We start from the raw sequence: 14924 nt of genomic DNA, 5'->3' as shown, positions 1-14924 counted from the left end.
CGATGGCGTCCGTGCCGACACCGAGCGCGTCGGCAGCGATCTGCGTCAGGACCGTCCGGGCACCGGTCCCGATGTCCACGGCGCCGATCGCGATGGCGTAGCGCCCGTCGTCGAGCGAGCGGACACGGGCAGCGTTGCCCGGGGACCTCATCGCCGGGTACGTCGCCGAGGCCACGCCGGTGCCGATCCACCAGTCACCGTCGACGGTCGCGCGCGGCGCGGGCGGGCGCGTGTCCCACCCGAACCGGTCCGCCCCTCGCTGCAGGCACTCCACCAGCCTCCGCTCGTTGAACGGCTTGCCCGTCTCCGGATCGACCTCCGGCTCGTTGCGCTCGCGCAGCTCGATCGGGTCGACCCCGACCGCGACCGCGAGCTCGTCCATGGCGGTCTCCTGGGCGTACATCCCGGGCATCTCGCCCGGCGCACGCATCCACGACGGGACCGCCACGTCGAGCCGCGCCAGACGGTGGCTGGTACGGCGGTTCGGCGCGGCGTACATCATCCGGGTCGGCGCCGCCGTCTGCTCGGCGAACTCCCGGATGACCGAGGTCTGCTCCTGCACGGCATGCTCGACCGCGGTCAGGGTCCCGTCCAGGCGGGCACCCAGCCGGAGGTGGGAGAAGGTCGCCGTGCGGTAGCCGGTCAGGGAGAACATCTGCTGCCGGGTCACGGCGAGCCTGACCGGCCGTCCGCCGGTCGTCCGCGCCGCCATCGCCGTGGCGACGACGTGGGCGTGCGCCTCGCCCTTGCTGCCGAACCCGCCGCCGACGTACGGCGCTCGGACCCGCACCTGATCCGGCTCCAGGCCGAGCATCGGCGCGATCGCCTGCACGACACCGTGGACGCCCTGGGTCGAGTCGAACATCGTCAGCGTCGGCCGGCCACCGTCCTCGCTCCACCAGGCCACCGTTGCGTGGGGCTCGAGCGGGTTGTTGTGCTCGTACGGGGTCTTGTAGGTCTCCGCCACGACGACCTCTGCCTCGGACAGCGCCGCGTCGACGTCGCCCTCGGAGGTGTCGGTGTCCATCGAGGGGTTGACGACCTCGGGCTTGTCGTCGGCGTTGTCCTCGCGCAGCTCGGCCTCGTGCGGCTCGGCGCGATAGCGGACGTGGACGAGCGCCGCACCCTCCCGCGCAGCCTCGGACGTCTCGGCGAGCACGAGCGCGACGATCTGGCCGCGGAAGCCGACCGCGTCGTCCTGGAGGATCGCGAGCTCGCCGTTGCTGGTGTCCTCCAGCCGCGGCGCGTTCGTGTGGTCGAGCACCGCCACCACACCGGGGTGCGACGTGGCGGCGCCACCGTCGACGTCGACGACCCGGCCCTTGGCGATCGTGGACGTCACGAGCCACAGGTGCAGGGGATCGGTGACGCCGTCCGGCTCGCCGTGCTCCACCGCGTACGCCGCCCGGCCGGTGACCTTCTCGACACCGTCGACCCGGCGCAGGTCGGACCCGACCGCGTGGGCGTCGATCGGCCTCGTCGGGTGCTCGATCATCGCGTCCGCCCCTCCGCCAGGGCGAGGAGCGTCCACGCCGTCGTCCGTCGGAGCATGGCCGGCTTGAAGGCCGTCTCGTCGTCGGTCTGCGCGTCGGCGAGCTCGTCCTCGACGGCGGCGACGACCGCCTCCTCGGTCAGCTCCTGTCCACGCAGCAGCGCCTCCGCCCGTTCGGCCCGCCACGGCTTGTGAGCGACGCCTCCCCACGCGATCCGGACGTCGTCCACGAGCCCGTCTTCGATCGTGAGCACGGCAGCCACCGACACCAGCGCGAAGGCGTACGAGGCCCGGTCGCGGACCTTGCGGTACGTCGAGCGGTGCCCGGCCGCCGACCACGGGACCTCGACGGCCGTCACGAGGTCGGCGGGGTCGAGCACGGTGTCACGCTCGGGATGGTGGCCGGGCAGCCGGTGGAGGTCGCGGAGCGGCACCCGCCGTTCACCCTCGACGCCGAGCACGATCACCGTCGCGTCGAGAGCCGCGAGCGCCACGGCGAGGTCGCTGGGGTGGGTCGTCACGCACGCCTCGCTGGCGCCGAGGATCGCGTTGTACCTGCCGTACCCGCCGATGGCCGAGCAGCCACTGCCAGGGTCGCGCTTGTTGCAGGGGGTGGTCACGTCCTGGAAGTAGACGCACCGGGTCCGCTGCAGCAGGTTGCCGCCGGTCGTCGCCTGGTGGCGGAGCTGGCCGGAGGCGCCGGCCAGGAGGGCGCGCGCCATCACCTCGAACCGCGACCTCACCGACGGGTGCGCGGCGAGGTCGCTGTTGCGGACGTTCGTGCCGATCCGCAGACCGGCGCCGTGCTCGTCGTCGTACTCCTCGATGCGGTCCAGCGGCAACCGGCTCACGTCCACCAGGACCTCGGGCTCGGCGACGCCCAGCTTGAGGTGGTCGACGAGGTTGGTGCCCCCGGCGAGGAACCGTGCCCGCGGATTGCCCGCCACCGCCCGGACGGCCTCCTGCGCATCGGTCGGCCGGACGTAGTCGAAGGCCCTCATGCCTGTGCCGCCTCACGCACCGCGGCGAGAATGCCGGGGTACGCTCCGCAGCGGCACAGGTTGCCGCTCATCCGCTCGCGGATCTCATCGTCGTCGAGCTCGACGTCGCCCTCGAGGTCATCGGTGACGTGGCTGGGGTGTCCCTGCTTCGCCTCCTCGATCACCCCGACCGCGGAGCAGACCTGGCCCGGGGTGCAGTAGCCGCACTGGTAGCCGTCGTGCTCGAGGAACGCCTCGTGGACCGGATGCAGGCCGTCCGCGGCGAGCCCGTCCGAGGTGACGATCTCCGCGCCGTCGAAGGAGACGGCGAGCGCGAGGCAGGTCAGGTGGCGACGTCCGTCCAGGAGCACCGTGCACGATCCGCACTGGCCGTGGTCGCACCCCTTCTTAGGAGAGACGATGCCGAGCCGTTCTCGCAAGGCGTCCAGCAGGGTCGTGCGCGTGTCGACCGTGAGGGTCCGCGACCGACCGTCGACCAACAGCGTGATGTCGGCATCCATGCGGGAGTGGTACCCGGTCGGGCGGGCGTCCATGCCGAGAACGCCTCGCTAGAGTGCTCGCATGTCCGCCCGATCCGACGGTGCCTCCACCCGTGACCGCATCCTCGACGCCTTCGAGATGCTCCTCGTCGAGGGCGGCGGCAGGATCGCCACGCTGGACGCCGTCGCAGCCCGCGCCGAGGTGTCGAAGGGCGGCCTGCTCTACCACTTCCCGAGCAAGGACGCGATGGTCGACGCCATGCTCGACCGGCTCCGAGAGCAGGGCCGCGCCGACGTCCTGAAGATGAAGGACGCCCCGCAGGGACCGGTCCGCTACTACCTGGAGACGTCCGTCGACACCGGGTCGGCGTTCGACCGCGGGCTGATCGCCGCCTCCCGCGTCGCGCAGGACGACGTCCGAGCGCGCGAGACGTTGGCGGAGCTCCGCAACGGGTGGTTCGCCGTCCTGGCCGAGCACTACGGCGACGACGCGCTCGCCCGTACGGTCCAGCTCATCGGTGACGGGCTCTACTTCGACGACACCACGGGTCTCGCGCACAAGCGGTCGCTGGAGCACGTCCGCGACGTCCTCGGCCGCCTCGACGCCCTCTGACGAGACGGGTCAGCGCCGCCCGACGAGGAAGTAGGCGAGCGGCCCGACGGGCTGCACGAAGCATCCGGCGATCCACGCCGCCTTCGGTCCGCGGAGGCGCGTCGAGGGCGTACGGGCGAGGCTCGTCAACGCCGCGGTGGTGAGCACGACCTCGGCAGCTCCCACGAGGACCACGGCACGCCTCTGGCGCGTGGTGAGGTCGGACCATCGTGTCGTCATGCCGTTCACCGTACTCGCGCCCGGCCCGCCGGCGGGTCACTGGCCGGGCGTCACGGCACCCAGAGCGTGCCACCCGCCGCAACCCCGCCGGAGCCGTGGGTGATCGCCGCGACCAGCTCCGCGATCGACGCCACCGCAGCCGGGTGTGCGGCGGCGGTGAGGACGACGTCACCCGCGCCGTAGTCGACGCCGAGGATCGCGACCCCGCGGGCACGCAGCTCGTTCTCGACCTTGCCGACCTCCCCGTGCGAGACCGTGACCTCGACGCGCGTGCGCAGCTCGCGGCGCACGACACCGGCCGCGTCCAGGGCGGCGGCCGTCGTCTCGGAGTAGGCGCGGACCAGCCCACCGGCACCGAGCAGGGTCCCACCGAACCAGCGGGTGACCACCGCGACGACGTCGCGGACCTCACGCCGTACGAGGACCTCGAGCATCGGCGCTCCCGCCGTACCGCTCGGCTCGCCGTCGTCGTTGCTGCGCTGGAGTGCCCCATCCGCGCCGATCACGAAGGCCGAGCAGTGGTGGCGTGCGTCCCAGAACCGGCGTCGGGCCTCAGCAACGTACGCGCGCGCCTCGTCCTCGGAGTCGACCCGTCGCACCCACCCGAGGAAGCGCGATCCCTTGACCTCGATCGCGGCCTCCGCCGCGCCAGCGGGGACGAGATAGTGGTCGCGCGCCACAGGACCTCCCGCCGATGTGCCAGGATCGCCAACAGTTGCCATCCGATCGTGGCCGAACCGTCACAGTTTGCGGAAGCGCTGGACACCCCCGCTCGCTTATGGTCAGCGGGATCACGTCTCTCGAGGAGCCCCTGATGCGACCCACTCACCGTACTCTGCTGCGTCGGAGCACCGTCTTCGCCGCAACCGCCGCCCTCGTGGCAGCCCCGTTGTCCTTCGCCCCGTCGGCGTCGGCGGCGCCCGCGGACGAGGTGAAGCTCACCTTCCTCGGCATCAACGACTTCCACGGCAGGATCGACAGCAACACCGTGAAGTTCGCCGGCACGGTCGAGCAGCTGCGCGCTGCCGCGGGCGAGGACAGCACGGTCTTCGTCGCCGCCGGTGACAACTTCGGTGCCTCTCTCTTCGCGTCGGCCGTCGACCAGGACAACCCGACGATCGACGTCCTCAAGGCCCTCCAGCTCGACAACTCCGCCGTCGGCAACCACGAGTTCGACCAGGGCTTCGCCGACCTCACCGACCGTGTGGTCCCACGGATGGGCGACAACCGCTTCGGCACACCGGTCTTCCTCGGCGCCAACGTGTACGAGAAGGGCACCGACGACCCGGCCCTTCCCGAGTACGCGCAGTACACGGTGAAGGGCGTCGACGTCGCGATCGTCGGCGTCGTGACCGAGGAGACCAAGTCCCTGGTGCGGCCCGCAGGCATCGCCGACCTCGAGTTCGGAGACCCCGTCGAGGCGGTCAACCGCGTCGCCGGCGAGCTCAAGGACGGCAACGACGCCAACGGCGAGGCAGACGTGGTGATCGCCAGCTACCACGAGGGCGCGCCGCTCTCCGAGCCCGCCGCGACGCTGCCGCAGCAGGTGGCCGCGAGCCCCGTCTTCGCGCACCTGGTCAACGACACGGTCGCCGCGGTCGACGCGATCTTCACCGGCCACACCCACCAGCGCTACGCCTACGACGCGCCCATCCCAGGCAGCACGGGCACACGCCCGTTGGTGCAGTCCGGCAACTACGGCGAGGGGGTCGCCAAGGTCGAGCTCACCGTCGACACCGCGACCGACGACGTGACCGCGTACACCCGCGCGGTCGTCGCCCGCACCACCACCGCCGACGCCGACCTGGTCGCGCAGTACCCGCGGGTCGCTGCGGTCAAGACGATCGTCGACGCCGCGCTCGCCCGCGCTGCCGAGGTCGGCAACGTTCGCAAGGCCACGATCACCGACGACATCACCACCGCGCTCACCGGCGGCACCTACCAGGACGGCCGCTACTTCCACCCGACACCGACCGCCAGCGGTGTCCGCGACGACCGCGGCTCGGAGTCGACCCTGGGCGGCCTCGTCGCCAACGCACTGCGTGAGCGCCTCGGCGACGACCTGGGCGGCAACGCCGAGATCGGCGTCGTGAACCCGGGCGGTCTGCGCTCCGACCTCATGTACGCCCCCGACACCACCGTGCCGACCGACGCCGACGGTGTGGTGACGTACGCGCAGGCCAACGCCGTGCTCCCGTTCGCCAACAACCTGTGGTCGGTGACGCTGACCGGTGAGCAGTTCGTCACGATGCTCGAGCAGCAGTGGCAGCGCGACGCAGACGGCAACGTGCCCAGCCGCTCGTACCTTCAGCTCGGCCTCTCCGACAACGTCTCCTACACGTTCCACGAGGTCGACGACCCGGCGAACCCCGGCGCCAAGAAGGGCGTCATCGACTCGGTGACGATCGACGGAGCGCCGCTCGACCCCACCAAGAACTACCGGATCGGCACCTTCAGCTTCCTCGCGACCGGCGGTGACAACTTCCGCGTCTTCACCGAGGGCGAGGCGCCCAAGGACTCCGGTCTCGTCGACCGAGACGCGTGGATCGCCTACCTCGAGGAGAGCTCGCCGCTCAGCCCGTCGTTCGCCCGCCGCTCGGTCCGGCAGGCCGGCTCGATCCCCAGCGACCTGAAGATCGGCGACACGGTGGAGATCGGTCTCTCTGGCCTCGACATGACGTCGCTCGACAGCCCCCAGAACACGACGGTCACAGCGCGGTTCGGCAACACGGTCGTCGGCACCTTCCCGGTGGTCAACGGCGCTGCGCACATCACCCTGAAGGTCCCCGCCACGGCCGGCGGAGCCCGCGCGCTGACCTTCACCGCGGCACCGTCCGGGACGACGGTGACGTTCCCCGTGTCGGTCCCGAAGTCGGCGTCCTCGCTGAAGGCCGTCGTGCGCGGCGCCGAGTACGGCAAGGGCGGCGCCGTCCAGGTGACCGTCACCCCGCCGACCGCCACCGGCACCGTGACCGTCAAGGCGGGCACGAAGATCCTCGGCACCGGCTCCGTCAAGAACGGCAAGGTCACGGTCCCGATCAAGAAGAAGGCGCTGCGACCCGGCCGTCACACCCTGACGGTCAGCTACTCCGGTGACAGCAGGACCAGTGCGTCCAGCACCACGGTCTCGATCTCGGTCGCCAAGGCGGCGTCGGCCACCAAGGCGAAGAAGAAGACCCGCACGATCCGGGCGAAGAGGACGAAGGCGAAGGTCTCCGTCGTCGTCCGCACCACGACCGGGGTGCCGGCCAACGGGAAGGTCGTCGTGACCTTCAAGGGCAACAAGGTCGGCACGGCCACCGTCCGCAACGGCCGGGCGACGATCACTCTCAAGAAGTTCAGGAGCAAGGGCACGAAGAAGCTCCGGATCACCTACCGAGGCTCCTCCACCGTGAAGGCCAGCAGCGACACGCTGACCGTCACCGTCAAGAAGCGCCGCTGACCGCACGGATCCAGGAGGATCACCAGTGTCTTCATCTCTTCGACGCGCCGTCCGGACGACGTCGCTCCTCGCCGCGGGCGCGCTCGCGGCGGGGACGCTCGCCGCGGTCGCCGCTCCCGCCAGCGCCGCACCGGCCGACCATCTCGTCATCAACGAGGCCTACCTCAACGGCGGGAGCGCCGGCGCGACGTACCTCAACAAGTTCGTCGAGCTCCACAACCCGACCAGCGAGCCGGTGACGGTGGACGGATGGACGGTGCAGTACCGCTCCTACTCGTCGACCTCGGCGTTCACCGGCAAGATCGCCCTGTCGGGGACGATCCCGGCCGGGGGTCACTACCTGCTGAGCGGCAACGCCAATGCGGCCAACGGTGCTCCGCTGCCGACGCCCGACGTGACGTCCACGATCGCCTTCTCGGGCAACGCCAACGGCGGCACGCTGGCGCTGACGAAGACGGCCGACACGCTCACCGGTGACGGTGCCGCCGTGCTCGCCGATCCTGATGTGGTCGACCTCCTCGGGTACGGCGTGTCCACCACCGCGGAGACCGCCCCGAAGGCTGACGGCTACTCGGTGACGTCGTCGCTCAACCGCACCGGTGGAGCAGACACGGACGACAACAGCGCCGACTTCACGGCCGGTGCGCCGACACCGACCGCGTGCGGACAGGCGTGCGTCCCAGGCCCGAACCCTGTCGTCGAGCGGACCGTCGCCGCCATCCAGGGCACCGGCGACGCCAGCCCGTACGTCGGTGACACCGTCATCACGCAGGGCGTGGTCACGGCCGCGTACAAGACCGGCGGCTTCAACGGGTTCTACCTCCAGACCGCGGGCAGCGGCGGCGAGGACGACGCGACTCCGGACGCCTCCGACGGCATCTTCGTCTTCGGCGGCGCCGCGGTCGCCCTGGTCGAGAAGGACGACCACGTCAAGGTGACGGGTCCGGTCAGCGAGTTCGGCGGGATGACCCAGCTCACCCCGGCCGCAGCCGACGTCGTCGTGCTCGACGAGCCGGCGGACGCGGTCAAGCCGACCCCGCTCGCACTGCCCCTCGGCGACGCGGGTCGCGAGCGGCTCGAGGGCATGCTCGTCGCCCCGGCGGGTCCGTTGACCGTGACGAACAACTACACCACCAACACGTTCGCCGAGATCGGCCTCGCGGCCGGTGACTCTCCCCTGTACGTCCCGACAGAGGTCGCGGCTCCGGGCGCCGCCTCGCAGGCCGTGAAGGCGGAGAACGCGACCCGTCGCATCACCCTCGACGACGGCTCCTCGACCAACTACACCGGTGCCGGCAAGAACACGCCTCAACCGTGGATCGACGACGACACGACGATCCGGGTCGGGGCGACGGCGACGTTCACCAAGGACGTGGTCCTCGACTACCGCAACAGCACCTGGAAGCTCCAGCCCACCGCGCAGCTCACCGCCGACGACGCCAACGGGGTCCTCCCGGCGACGTTCAGCGGGGCGGAGCGTCCTGCCTCGCCGCCGGCCGTCGGGGGCGACTTCAGCCTCGCCGCGTTCAACGTCCTCAACTACTTCGTCACCACCGGTGAGGAGTACGAGGCCACCACCGGCATCTCGTGCACGTACTTCGTCGACCGCGAGGGTGTCCCGACGACGGTCGACGAGTGCGTCGGCCAGGCGGGTCCCCGTGGCGCCGCGACCACCGTCCAGCTCGAGCGCCAGGAGAAGAAGATCGTGGCCGCGATCAACGCTCTCGACGCCGACGTGGTCTCGCTCGAGGAGATCGAGAACTCCGTGAAGTTCGGCAAGGACCGCGACGCGGCCCTCGCCGCGCTCACCCAGGCGCTCAACGAGGCTGCCGGCGCCGGCACGTGGGCGTACGTCCCGTCGCCCGACGCCGCGGCGCTGCCTCCGGTCGCCGACCAGGACTTCATCCGTACGGCGTTCATCTACAAGCCGGCGGTCCTGGCGCCGGTCGGTGCGTCGACGGTGCTCGTCGGCGAACCCGCGTTCGACGACGCCCGCGAGCCGCTCGCCCAGGCGTTCCAGCCGGTCGCCGGCACCGAGGACGACCGCTTCGTCGCGATCGTCAACCACTTCAAGTCGAAGCGGTCCGGCACGCCCGACGCCGACCAGGGGGCGGGCACGGTGGAGCGGGTGGCCCAGGCCCGCGCGCTGGTCGCGTTCGCCGACACCGTCAAGGAGACGGCGGGCACCGACAAGGTCTATCTGTCGGGCGACTTCAACGCCTACTCCCAGGAGGACCCGATCACCGTCCTGCGGGAGGCCGGCTACGTCGATCTCGAGGAGACCTACGACACCGCCGAGACCTACCAGTTCGACGGCGAGATCGGGTCTCTCGACCACGTGCTCGCGTCGCCCGCCGCGGCGGCGGACATCACGGGCATGGGCGTCTGGTCCATCAACGCCATGGAGTCGATCGCCTACGAGTACAGCCGCTACAACGGCAACGCGACCAACTTCTACGACGCAGGCCCGTTCCGCTCGAGCGACCACGACCCGGCGCTCGTCGGGATCGCCCTCGAGGAGCAGCTGACCCCGACGACGGTGCGCGCCGTGGCGACGCCCGGTCTCTCCCCGCTGTTCGGTCCGATCGTCGCGGCCCAGGTGAAGCCTCGCGCCACGGGGACGGTCCAGGTCCTCAAGGGCGACACCGTCCTCGCCAGCCAGCGGCTCGTCGCAGGCGTGACGCTCGTGGCGGTCCCGGCCAGGGCACTCAAGCCGGGGACCCACCAGCTCACGGTCCGCTACACCGGTGACGCGACGCACGCGCCGTCGGAGACCACGGTGACCGCGCGGGTGCTCGGGTTCTGACGGTCACGGCGGGGTCGTCCTGGTGGCGACCCCGCCGTGCACGGTCGCGGCCTCCGTGGCTGACATGAAGGGCTCCCGTACGAGGACTTCGTCCGCCGCTACCGCGACGAGCTTTCGACCGAGGAGGAGCGCGCGGCGCTGGACGCCCTCAGGGATATCCCTGAGATCCGGGATATGAGGCAAGGATCGGACCCGTGCGACGCTAACCTGGTCGGACTATGCGGAACATGACGACCGATCTCCTGACGTGGGCCGCGCAGCGGACGGTCCTGAGGTCGCAGAGGGACGGGATCGACCTCTCCAAGCTCACCTTCGTCCCCAACCGGTGGCTGATGCCGCTGCGCCGGGACGGCCTCGACCCCATCCCGGCGCTCGGCAAGGTCCGGGCCGAGGCCCCGGTGAAGCGGCTCGCGAGCCTGTTCGGGATGAACATCTGGCTGGTGACCGGTCACACCGAGTCGCTGGCGGTGCTCGCCGACCGCACCTCGTACAGCAACGACATCCGGCCGTTCGTCGGCACCGTCGGCGCGGCCGACGGTGACATCGGCGGCCTCGGCTTCACCGATCCACCCGAGCACACACGGCTTCGCAAGCTGCTCACCCCCGAGTTCACGATGCGTCGCCTGGCGCGGCTGACGCCCAAGATCACCGAGATCATCGAGCACCAGCTCGACGTCATGGAGCAGAAGGGCCCCGACGTCGACCTGATGGAGGACTTCGCCTTCGCCGTGCCGTTCCTGGTGATCTGCGAGCTTCTCGGGCTCCCCGACGAGTCCCGTGAGGAGTTCTTCGCGCTGGGATCGGCGCGCTTCGACGTCTCGGGGGGCGGCGCCGGCAGCTTCGGTGCCATCTCGGAGTCACGGACGTTCCTCATGAACGCCACCAAGGCGCAGCGCGACAACCCAGGCGACGGACTCATCGGCAAGATCATCGAGGAGGTCGGTGACGCGATCTCCGACTACGACCTCGGCGGTCTCGCCGACGGCGTCTTCACCGGCGGGCACGAGACCACCGCCAGCACGATCGCGCTGGGCGCGCTGGTGCTGATGGGTGATCCTGCCGCCCGCACGCAGCTCATCGAGGACGACACGTTCGCCAACAGCGTCGTGGAGGAGATGCTGCGCTATCTCACCGTCGTGCAGCTGGCGTTCCCGCGCTTCGCCAAGGCCGAGCACGACCTCTTCGGCGAGCGCATCGCCAAGGGCGACGTGGTCGTGTGCTCGTTGTCCGGCGCCAACCGCGACCACCGCACCGGCGGCCCCGACCTCGAGAACTTCAACCCTCATCGCGACTGGCCCGTGTCGCACGTCGCGTTCGGTCACGGGTTCCACCGCTGCGTCGGTGCGGAGCTCGCGCGCATGGAGCTGCGCTCGGCCTACCCCCGCCTCTTCCGCCGCTTCCCCGACATGACGCTCGCGTGCGACCCGCGCGAGCTCAGGTTCCGGCAGCGCTCGATCGTCTACGGCGTGGAGTCAATGCCGGTCCGTCTGTACGGCTGACGACGTCGCGTCGCGACCCGTCCAGCACAACGCCCCACGGCCCTGGTCGCAGCGTGGGGCGTTGGCGTCCAGGGGCCTACGCGAGCGCCTTCAGGTCCTTGCGGATCATGAAGGCCGTGATCAGCCAGACCACGCCGAGCGCCAGGGCGTAGATGCCGATCAGGATGATGAGCGTCGCGAAGCCGAGATCGGGCCAGACGAAGAGCAGGATGCCGAAGACGATCGAGACGACACCGGAGGCGAGCAGCCAGCCCCACCCGCTGCCGGGGACCTGACGGACCTGGAGGGATCCCGAGATCTCGAGCACGCCGATCATGATCGACCAGAAGGCGATCAGGAGGACGAGCGCGAGAGCCACCGTCACCGGCGCGCGGAAGGCGATGATGCCGGCAGCGATGCCGAGGACGCCCTCGAGCAGCAGCCACCCCCACGACCGGCCGCCCCCGGTGATGATGCTGACGAGGGCGATGATGCCGTCAACCAGCGCCCAGACGCCGAACAGCACGATGATCACGCGGGCGGTCGGTCCGGGCCAGACCAGCGCGACGATGCCGAGGACGACGGCGAGGAGTCCTCGGACGACGACGATCCACCACGCGGTTCTCGCCGCCGAGGTGATGGCTCCTGCAAGATCCGTCATGTCTCGCACACTAGGGGCGCCGAGGGTGGTGAGCACGGGGACACGCGGGCGTACGGGCGTACGGGCGTGAGACGCTGGGACCATGGCGACCGGGTCGACGCAGGGCAGCCCCCGCCGCGGGCGCCCCGGCTACGACCAGGAGACGGTGCTGCGGCGGGCGATCGATGTCTTCATCCGGCAGGGGTACGACGCCACCAGCGTGGGTGACCTCGCCCGCGAGCTCGGTCTGACCAAGTCCGCGATCTACCACCACGTGCCCAGCAAGGAGCACCTTCTCGCCCTCGCGCTCGACGAGGCGCTCGACAGTCTCGAGGCCGTGATCGACGAGGCGTCCCGGCCGCAGGACGGCTCGGCGTACGAGCGCCTGCGCACGGCGGTGCGGGAGAGCGTGGCGGTGCTGGTGGCTCACCTGCCGTCGGTGACCCTGCTGTTGCGCGTACACGGCAACAGCGAGGTCGAGCTCCGTGCGCTCGCCCGCCGACGTCAGATCGACGAGCGGTTGGCGGCGCTCGTCCAGGAGGCCGTCGACGACGGGTCGCTGCGCAGCGACATCGCACCGGACCTGATCAGCAGGCTCATCTTCGGCACGGTGAACTCGCTCGTCGAGTGGTACCGGCCGGATGGTCCGGTCGACGCGCAGGTTCTGGCCGACGCGGTCGCGACGCTGGCCTTCGACGGGCTCGCCGTACGCCCGTGACCCGCGCGTCGCGGTGACGTGCCCGGCTCAGCGCCCGGGCGTGGGGCCGAGGGTGCGGCTGCGCCCGCGGAACTCCGCGACCACCGTCGCGTCGGACCGGCGGCGTACCGTCACGTCGTAGACCCCCGACCGTCCTCGCTGTGACCGTTGCGACGCCTCGGCGACGAGCGTGTCGCCGTGGCGGGCGGGCTCGAGAAACGTGATGTCGAATCCCGCGGCGACGGTGGGCGTGCCGTCGCCGTTGCAGGCGAGCGCGAAGGCGCTGTCGGCGAGCGTCGCGACGAGGCCACCGTGGCACAGGTCGTGCCCGTTGACCATGTCCTCACGCACCTCCATCGACACCCGGGCGCTGCCGGGCTGCAGCTCCTCAAGCCTCATCCCGAGCGCTCGGCTCGCCTCGTCGGCCTCCCACATCGCCTCGCTCACGCGTCGAAGTCCACGGTCACGCTGTCGGCGACCGGCCGGGACTGGCAGGTCAGCACGAACCCCCGCTCGAGCTCCTCGGGAGTGAGGGCGTAGTTGCGCCGCATCTCCACCTCGCCGTCGCACAGCATCGCCCGGCAGGTCCCGCACACCCCGCCCTTGCACGCGAACGGCAGGTCCGCGCGCACCTGCTGGACCCCCTCGAGCACGGTGGTCGACCGCGGCACCGTGGCGGTCGTCCGCCGTCCGTCGAGGACGACGGTCACCTCGCTGGTCGCGCCGTCGGCGACGGCATCGACGCGCTGCACCTCCGGAGGCGGCTCGTCGACGTAGAAGAGCTCGGCGTGGACCCGCTCGGGCGGCACGCCGAGATCGGCGAGGACGGCCCGGGCGTCGAGGAGCATCGGGTGCGGTCCGCACACCCACGCGTGGTCGACGTCGCTCACGGGCACGAGCAGAGTGAGGAGCTGTCGGAGCCTGGCGGCGTCGAGCCGGCCGGAGAAGAGCTCGACGTCGCGGGGCTCTCGCGACAGCACGTGCACCAGCTCGAGCCGAGGGCCGTACCGGTCCTTGAGGTCCGCGAGCTCCTCGGCGAACATCACCGTGGTCGTGGTGCGGTTGCCGTACAGGAGGGTGACCGACGCGTCCGGGTGGGTGAGGACGGTGCTCGCGATGGACAGCATCGGCGTGATGCCCGACCCAGCGGCGATGCACAGGTGCCGGCCGCCTCGGTCCGGGTCGGCGCGGAAGCTCCCGGTCGGGGTCTGCACGTCGATGACCGTGTCCGGTCCGACCTCTCGGGACAGCCAGCGCGAGAACAGTCCGTCCGGGATCTCGCGCACACCGATCCGGAGGGCGGCGCCGACAGGGGCACAGATCGAGTACGACCGGCGCTCCTCACGGCCCTCGACGACGCGGCGCAGGGTGACCGACTGACCGGCGGCGAACGCGAACTGGTCGGCGAGGTCCGCAGGCACCGCGAATGTCACCGCCACCGCGTCGTCGGTCAGCCGCTCCACGTCCGCGACGGGCAGCGGGTGGAAGCGGGCGCTACGGCGCTGGGGGGGTGCCGGTGTTGTCACCGTCATCAGATCTCCTTGACGTGCTCGAACGGCTCCCAGCACGTCTGGCACCGATAGAGCGCGGTGCACGGCGTCGGGCCGAACTCCGACGAGACCTCCGTCGACGCCGATCCGCAGCGCGGGCAGGTGACGGCCCGCCGTACCGGCGCGAGGGTGAGGGGGACGGGGCCGTCGTGGCGGAGCGCGGGTCCGGGCACGGACAGTCCGTGCTCGGCGAGAGCCTCGCGTCCACGCGCGGTGATCCAGTCGCTCGACCAGGCGGGGGAGAGCACCAGCTCGACGTGGACGTCGGCGAACCCTGCCTCCTGGAGGCTCCGGACCAGGTCGTCGCGCATCGTGGCGACGGCCGGGCAGCCCGAGTAGGTCGGAGTGAGGCGTACGACGACCCGGCCGTCGCCGCCGATCTCGACGCCCCGCAGGACTCCCAGGTCGTCGAGGGTGAGCATGGGCATCTCGGGATCGGTGACGCGCCGGACGACCTCGTACGCGGCGTGCCCCGACGTCGGGCCAGCGGCGCGGGTCGACACCATG

14 protein-coding genes are annotated in these 14924 nt (G+C 71.1%); 5 read left to right on the top strand and 9 right to left on the bottom strand.

Features of this window, described 5'->3' with window-relative positions; translation table 11 throughout:
* The 3 genes from PV363_RS03345 to PV363_RS03335 all read right to left on the bottom strand — a co-directional run.
* Positions 1 to 1495 (bottom strand): xanthine dehydrogenase family protein molybdopterin-binding subunit (locus PV363_RS03345; protein ID WP_301021676.1); only part of this gene is annotated, 1495 nt, incomplete at its 3' end.
* Positions 1492 to 2493 carry a xanthine dehydrogenase family protein subunit M gene (locus PV363_RS03340; RefSeq protein WP_220342839.1) on the bottom strand — a complete coding sequence of 334 codons (1002 nt, stop codon included), beginning with the start codon at positions 2491 to 2493 and terminating at the stop codon, positions 1492 to 1494. The genes PV363_RS03345 and PV363_RS03340, both read right to left, overlap by 4 nt.
* Entirely contained in the window at positions 2490 to 3026 is a 537-nt protein-coding gene (locus PV363_RS03335; protein ID WP_301021675.1) for a 2Fe-2S iron-sulfur cluster-binding protein, read from the bottom strand. Before PV363_RS03335 ends, PV363_RS03340 begins: the two co-directional genes overlap by 4 nt.
* Positions 3027 to 3054: 28 nt before the next feature.
* On the opposite strand from PV363_RS03335, the gene PV363_RS03330 reads away from it, so the two are divergent.
* Entirely contained in the window at positions 3055 to 3585 is a 531-nt protein-coding gene (locus tag PV363_RS03330; RefSeq protein ID WP_220342837.1) for a TetR/AcrR family transcriptional regulator, read from the top strand.
* A 9-nt stretch (positions 3586 to 3594) separates the two neighbouring features.
* Here PV363_RS03330 and PV363_RS03325 read toward each other — a convergent pair whose 3' ends face one another.
* Both PV363_RS03325 and PV363_RS03320 read right to left on the bottom strand, forming a co-directional pair.
* Complete coding sequence (locus tag PV363_RS03325; protein WP_220345724.1) at positions 3595 to 3804, bottom strand: PLD nuclease N-terminal domain-containing protein; 210 nt, start codon at positions 3802 to 3804, stop codon at positions 3595 to 3597.
* A 50-nt stretch (positions 3805 to 3854) separates the two neighbouring features.
* A complete protein-coding gene (locus PV363_RS03320; RefSeq protein ID WP_301021674.1) occupies positions 3855 to 4484 on the bottom strand; it encodes a YigZ family protein in 630 nt (209 codons plus the stop codon).
* 134 nt (positions 4485 to 4618) lie between these two features.
* Between PV363_RS03320 and PV363_RS03315 the strand changes: the two genes are divergently transcribed.
* From PV363_RS03315 to PV363_RS03305, 3 genes are all read left to right on the top strand, one after another.
* Positions 4619 to 7246, top strand: a complete 2628-nt coding sequence (locus tag PV363_RS03315) for a 5'-nucleotidase C-terminal domain-containing protein (RefSeq protein WP_301021673.1) — start codon at positions 4619 to 4621, stop codon at positions 7244 to 7246.
* 25 nt (positions 7247 to 7271) lie between these two features.
* A complete protein-coding gene (locus tag PV363_RS03310; protein ID WP_301021672.1) occupies positions 7272 to 10052 on the top strand; it encodes an ExeM/NucH family extracellular endonuclease in 2781 nt (926 codons plus the stop codon).
* Positions 10053 to 10279: 227 nt separating this feature from the next.
* Positions 10280 to 11551: a cytochrome P450 gene (locus PV363_RS03305; RefSeq protein WP_255566109.1), complete on the top strand. Its 1272-nt coding sequence runs from the start codon at positions 10280 to 10282 to the stop codon at positions 11549 to 11551.
* 76 nt (positions 11552 to 11627) lie between these two features.
* On the opposite strand, the gene PV363_RS03300 is transcribed toward PV363_RS03305, so the two are convergent.
* Positions 11628 to 12191 carry an HdeD family acid-resistance protein gene (locus PV363_RS03300; RefSeq protein ID WP_220366595.1) on the bottom strand — a complete coding sequence of 188 codons (564 nt, stop codon included), beginning with the start codon at positions 12189 to 12191 and terminating at the stop codon, positions 11628 to 11630.
* An 82-nt stretch (positions 12192 to 12273) separates the two neighbouring features.
* Between PV363_RS03300 and PV363_RS03295 the strand changes: the two genes are divergently transcribed.
* Complete coding sequence (locus tag PV363_RS03295; protein WP_220342828.1) at positions 12274 to 12888, top strand: TetR/AcrR family transcriptional regulator; 615 nt, start codon at positions 12274 to 12276, stop codon at positions 12886 to 12888.
* Positions 12889 to 12915: 27 nt separating this feature from the next.
* Here PV363_RS03295 and paaI read toward each other — a convergent pair whose 3' ends face one another.
* Genes paaI through paaD form a run of 3 tightly spaced genes read right to left on the bottom strand, consistent with a single transcriptional unit; the run spans position 12916 to position 14923 of the window.
* Entirely contained in the window at positions 12916 to 13314 is a 399-nt protein-coding gene (paaI, locus tag PV363_RS03290; RefSeq protein WP_301021671.1) for a hydroxyphenylacetyl-CoA thioesterase PaaI, read from the bottom strand.
* Positions 13311 to 14399 carry a 1,2-phenylacetyl-CoA epoxidase subunit PaaE gene (paaE, locus tag PV363_RS03285; RefSeq protein WP_301021670.1) on the bottom strand — a complete coding sequence of 363 codons (1089 nt, stop codon included), beginning with the start codon at positions 14397 to 14399 and terminating at the stop codon, positions 13311 to 13313. The genes paaI and paaE overlap by 4 nt, the downstream gene beginning before the upstream one ends.
* Entirely contained in the window at positions 14399 to 14923 is a 525-nt protein-coding gene (paaD, locus tag PV363_RS03280) for a 1,2-phenylacetyl-CoA epoxidase subunit PaaD (protein ID WP_220366598.1), read from the bottom strand. The genes paaE and paaD overlap by 1 nt, the downstream gene beginning before the upstream one ends.
* Position 14924: the final 1 nt, after the last annotated feature.

It is taken from the genome of Mumia sp., from assembly GCF_028803055.1.
Lineage (GTDB): Bacteria > Actinomycetota > Actinomycetes > Propionibacteriales > Nocardioidaceae > Mumia.
This window is presented reverse-complemented; position numbering and strand designations above follow the sequence as displayed.

What these genes read in the sequence shown, in the direction of transcription:
- PV363_RS03340 (WP_220342839.1), bottom strand. Translation starts at nt 2,493, where the DNA reads ATGAGGGCCTTCGACTACGTCCGGCCGACCGATGCGCAGGAGGCCGTC.
- PV363_RS03335 (WP_301021675.1), bottom strand. Translation starts at nt 3,026, where the DNA reads ATGGACGCCCGCCCGACCGGGTACCACTCCCGCATGGATGCCGACATC.
- PV363_RS03330 (WP_220342837.1), top strand. Translation starts at nt 3,055, where the DNA reads ATGTCCGCCCGATCCGACGGTGCCTCCACCCGTGACCGCATCCTCGAC.
- PV363_RS03325 (WP_220345724.1), bottom strand. Translation starts at nt 3,804, where the DNA reads ATGACGACACGATGGTCCGACCTCACCACGCGCCAGAGGCGTGCCGTG.
- PV363_RS03315 (WP_301021673.1), top strand. Translation starts at nt 4,619, where the DNA reads ATGCGACCCACTCACCGTACTCTGCTGCGTCGGAGCACCGTCTTCGCC.
- PV363_RS03305 (WP_255566109.1), top strand. Translation starts at nt 10,280, where the DNA reads ATGACGACCGATCTCCTGACGTGGGCCGCGCAGCGGACGGTCCTGAGG.
- PV363_RS03300 (WP_220366595.1), bottom strand. Translation starts at nt 12,191, where the DNA reads ATGACGGATCTTGCAGGAGCCATCACCTCGGCGGCGAGAACCGCGTGG.
- PV363_RS03295 (WP_220342828.1), top strand. Translation starts at nt 12,274, where the DNA reads ATGGCGACCGGGTCGACGCAGGGCAGCCCCCGCCGCGGGCGCCCCGGC.
- paaE (WP_301021670.1), bottom strand. Translation starts at nt 14,399, where the DNA reads ATGACGGTGACAACACCGGCACCCCCCCAGCGCCGTAGCGCCCGCTTC.
- paaD (WP_220366598.1), bottom strand. Translation starts at nt 14,923, where the DNA reads ATGGTGTCGACCCGCGCCGCTGGCCCGACGTCGGGGCACGCCGCGTAC.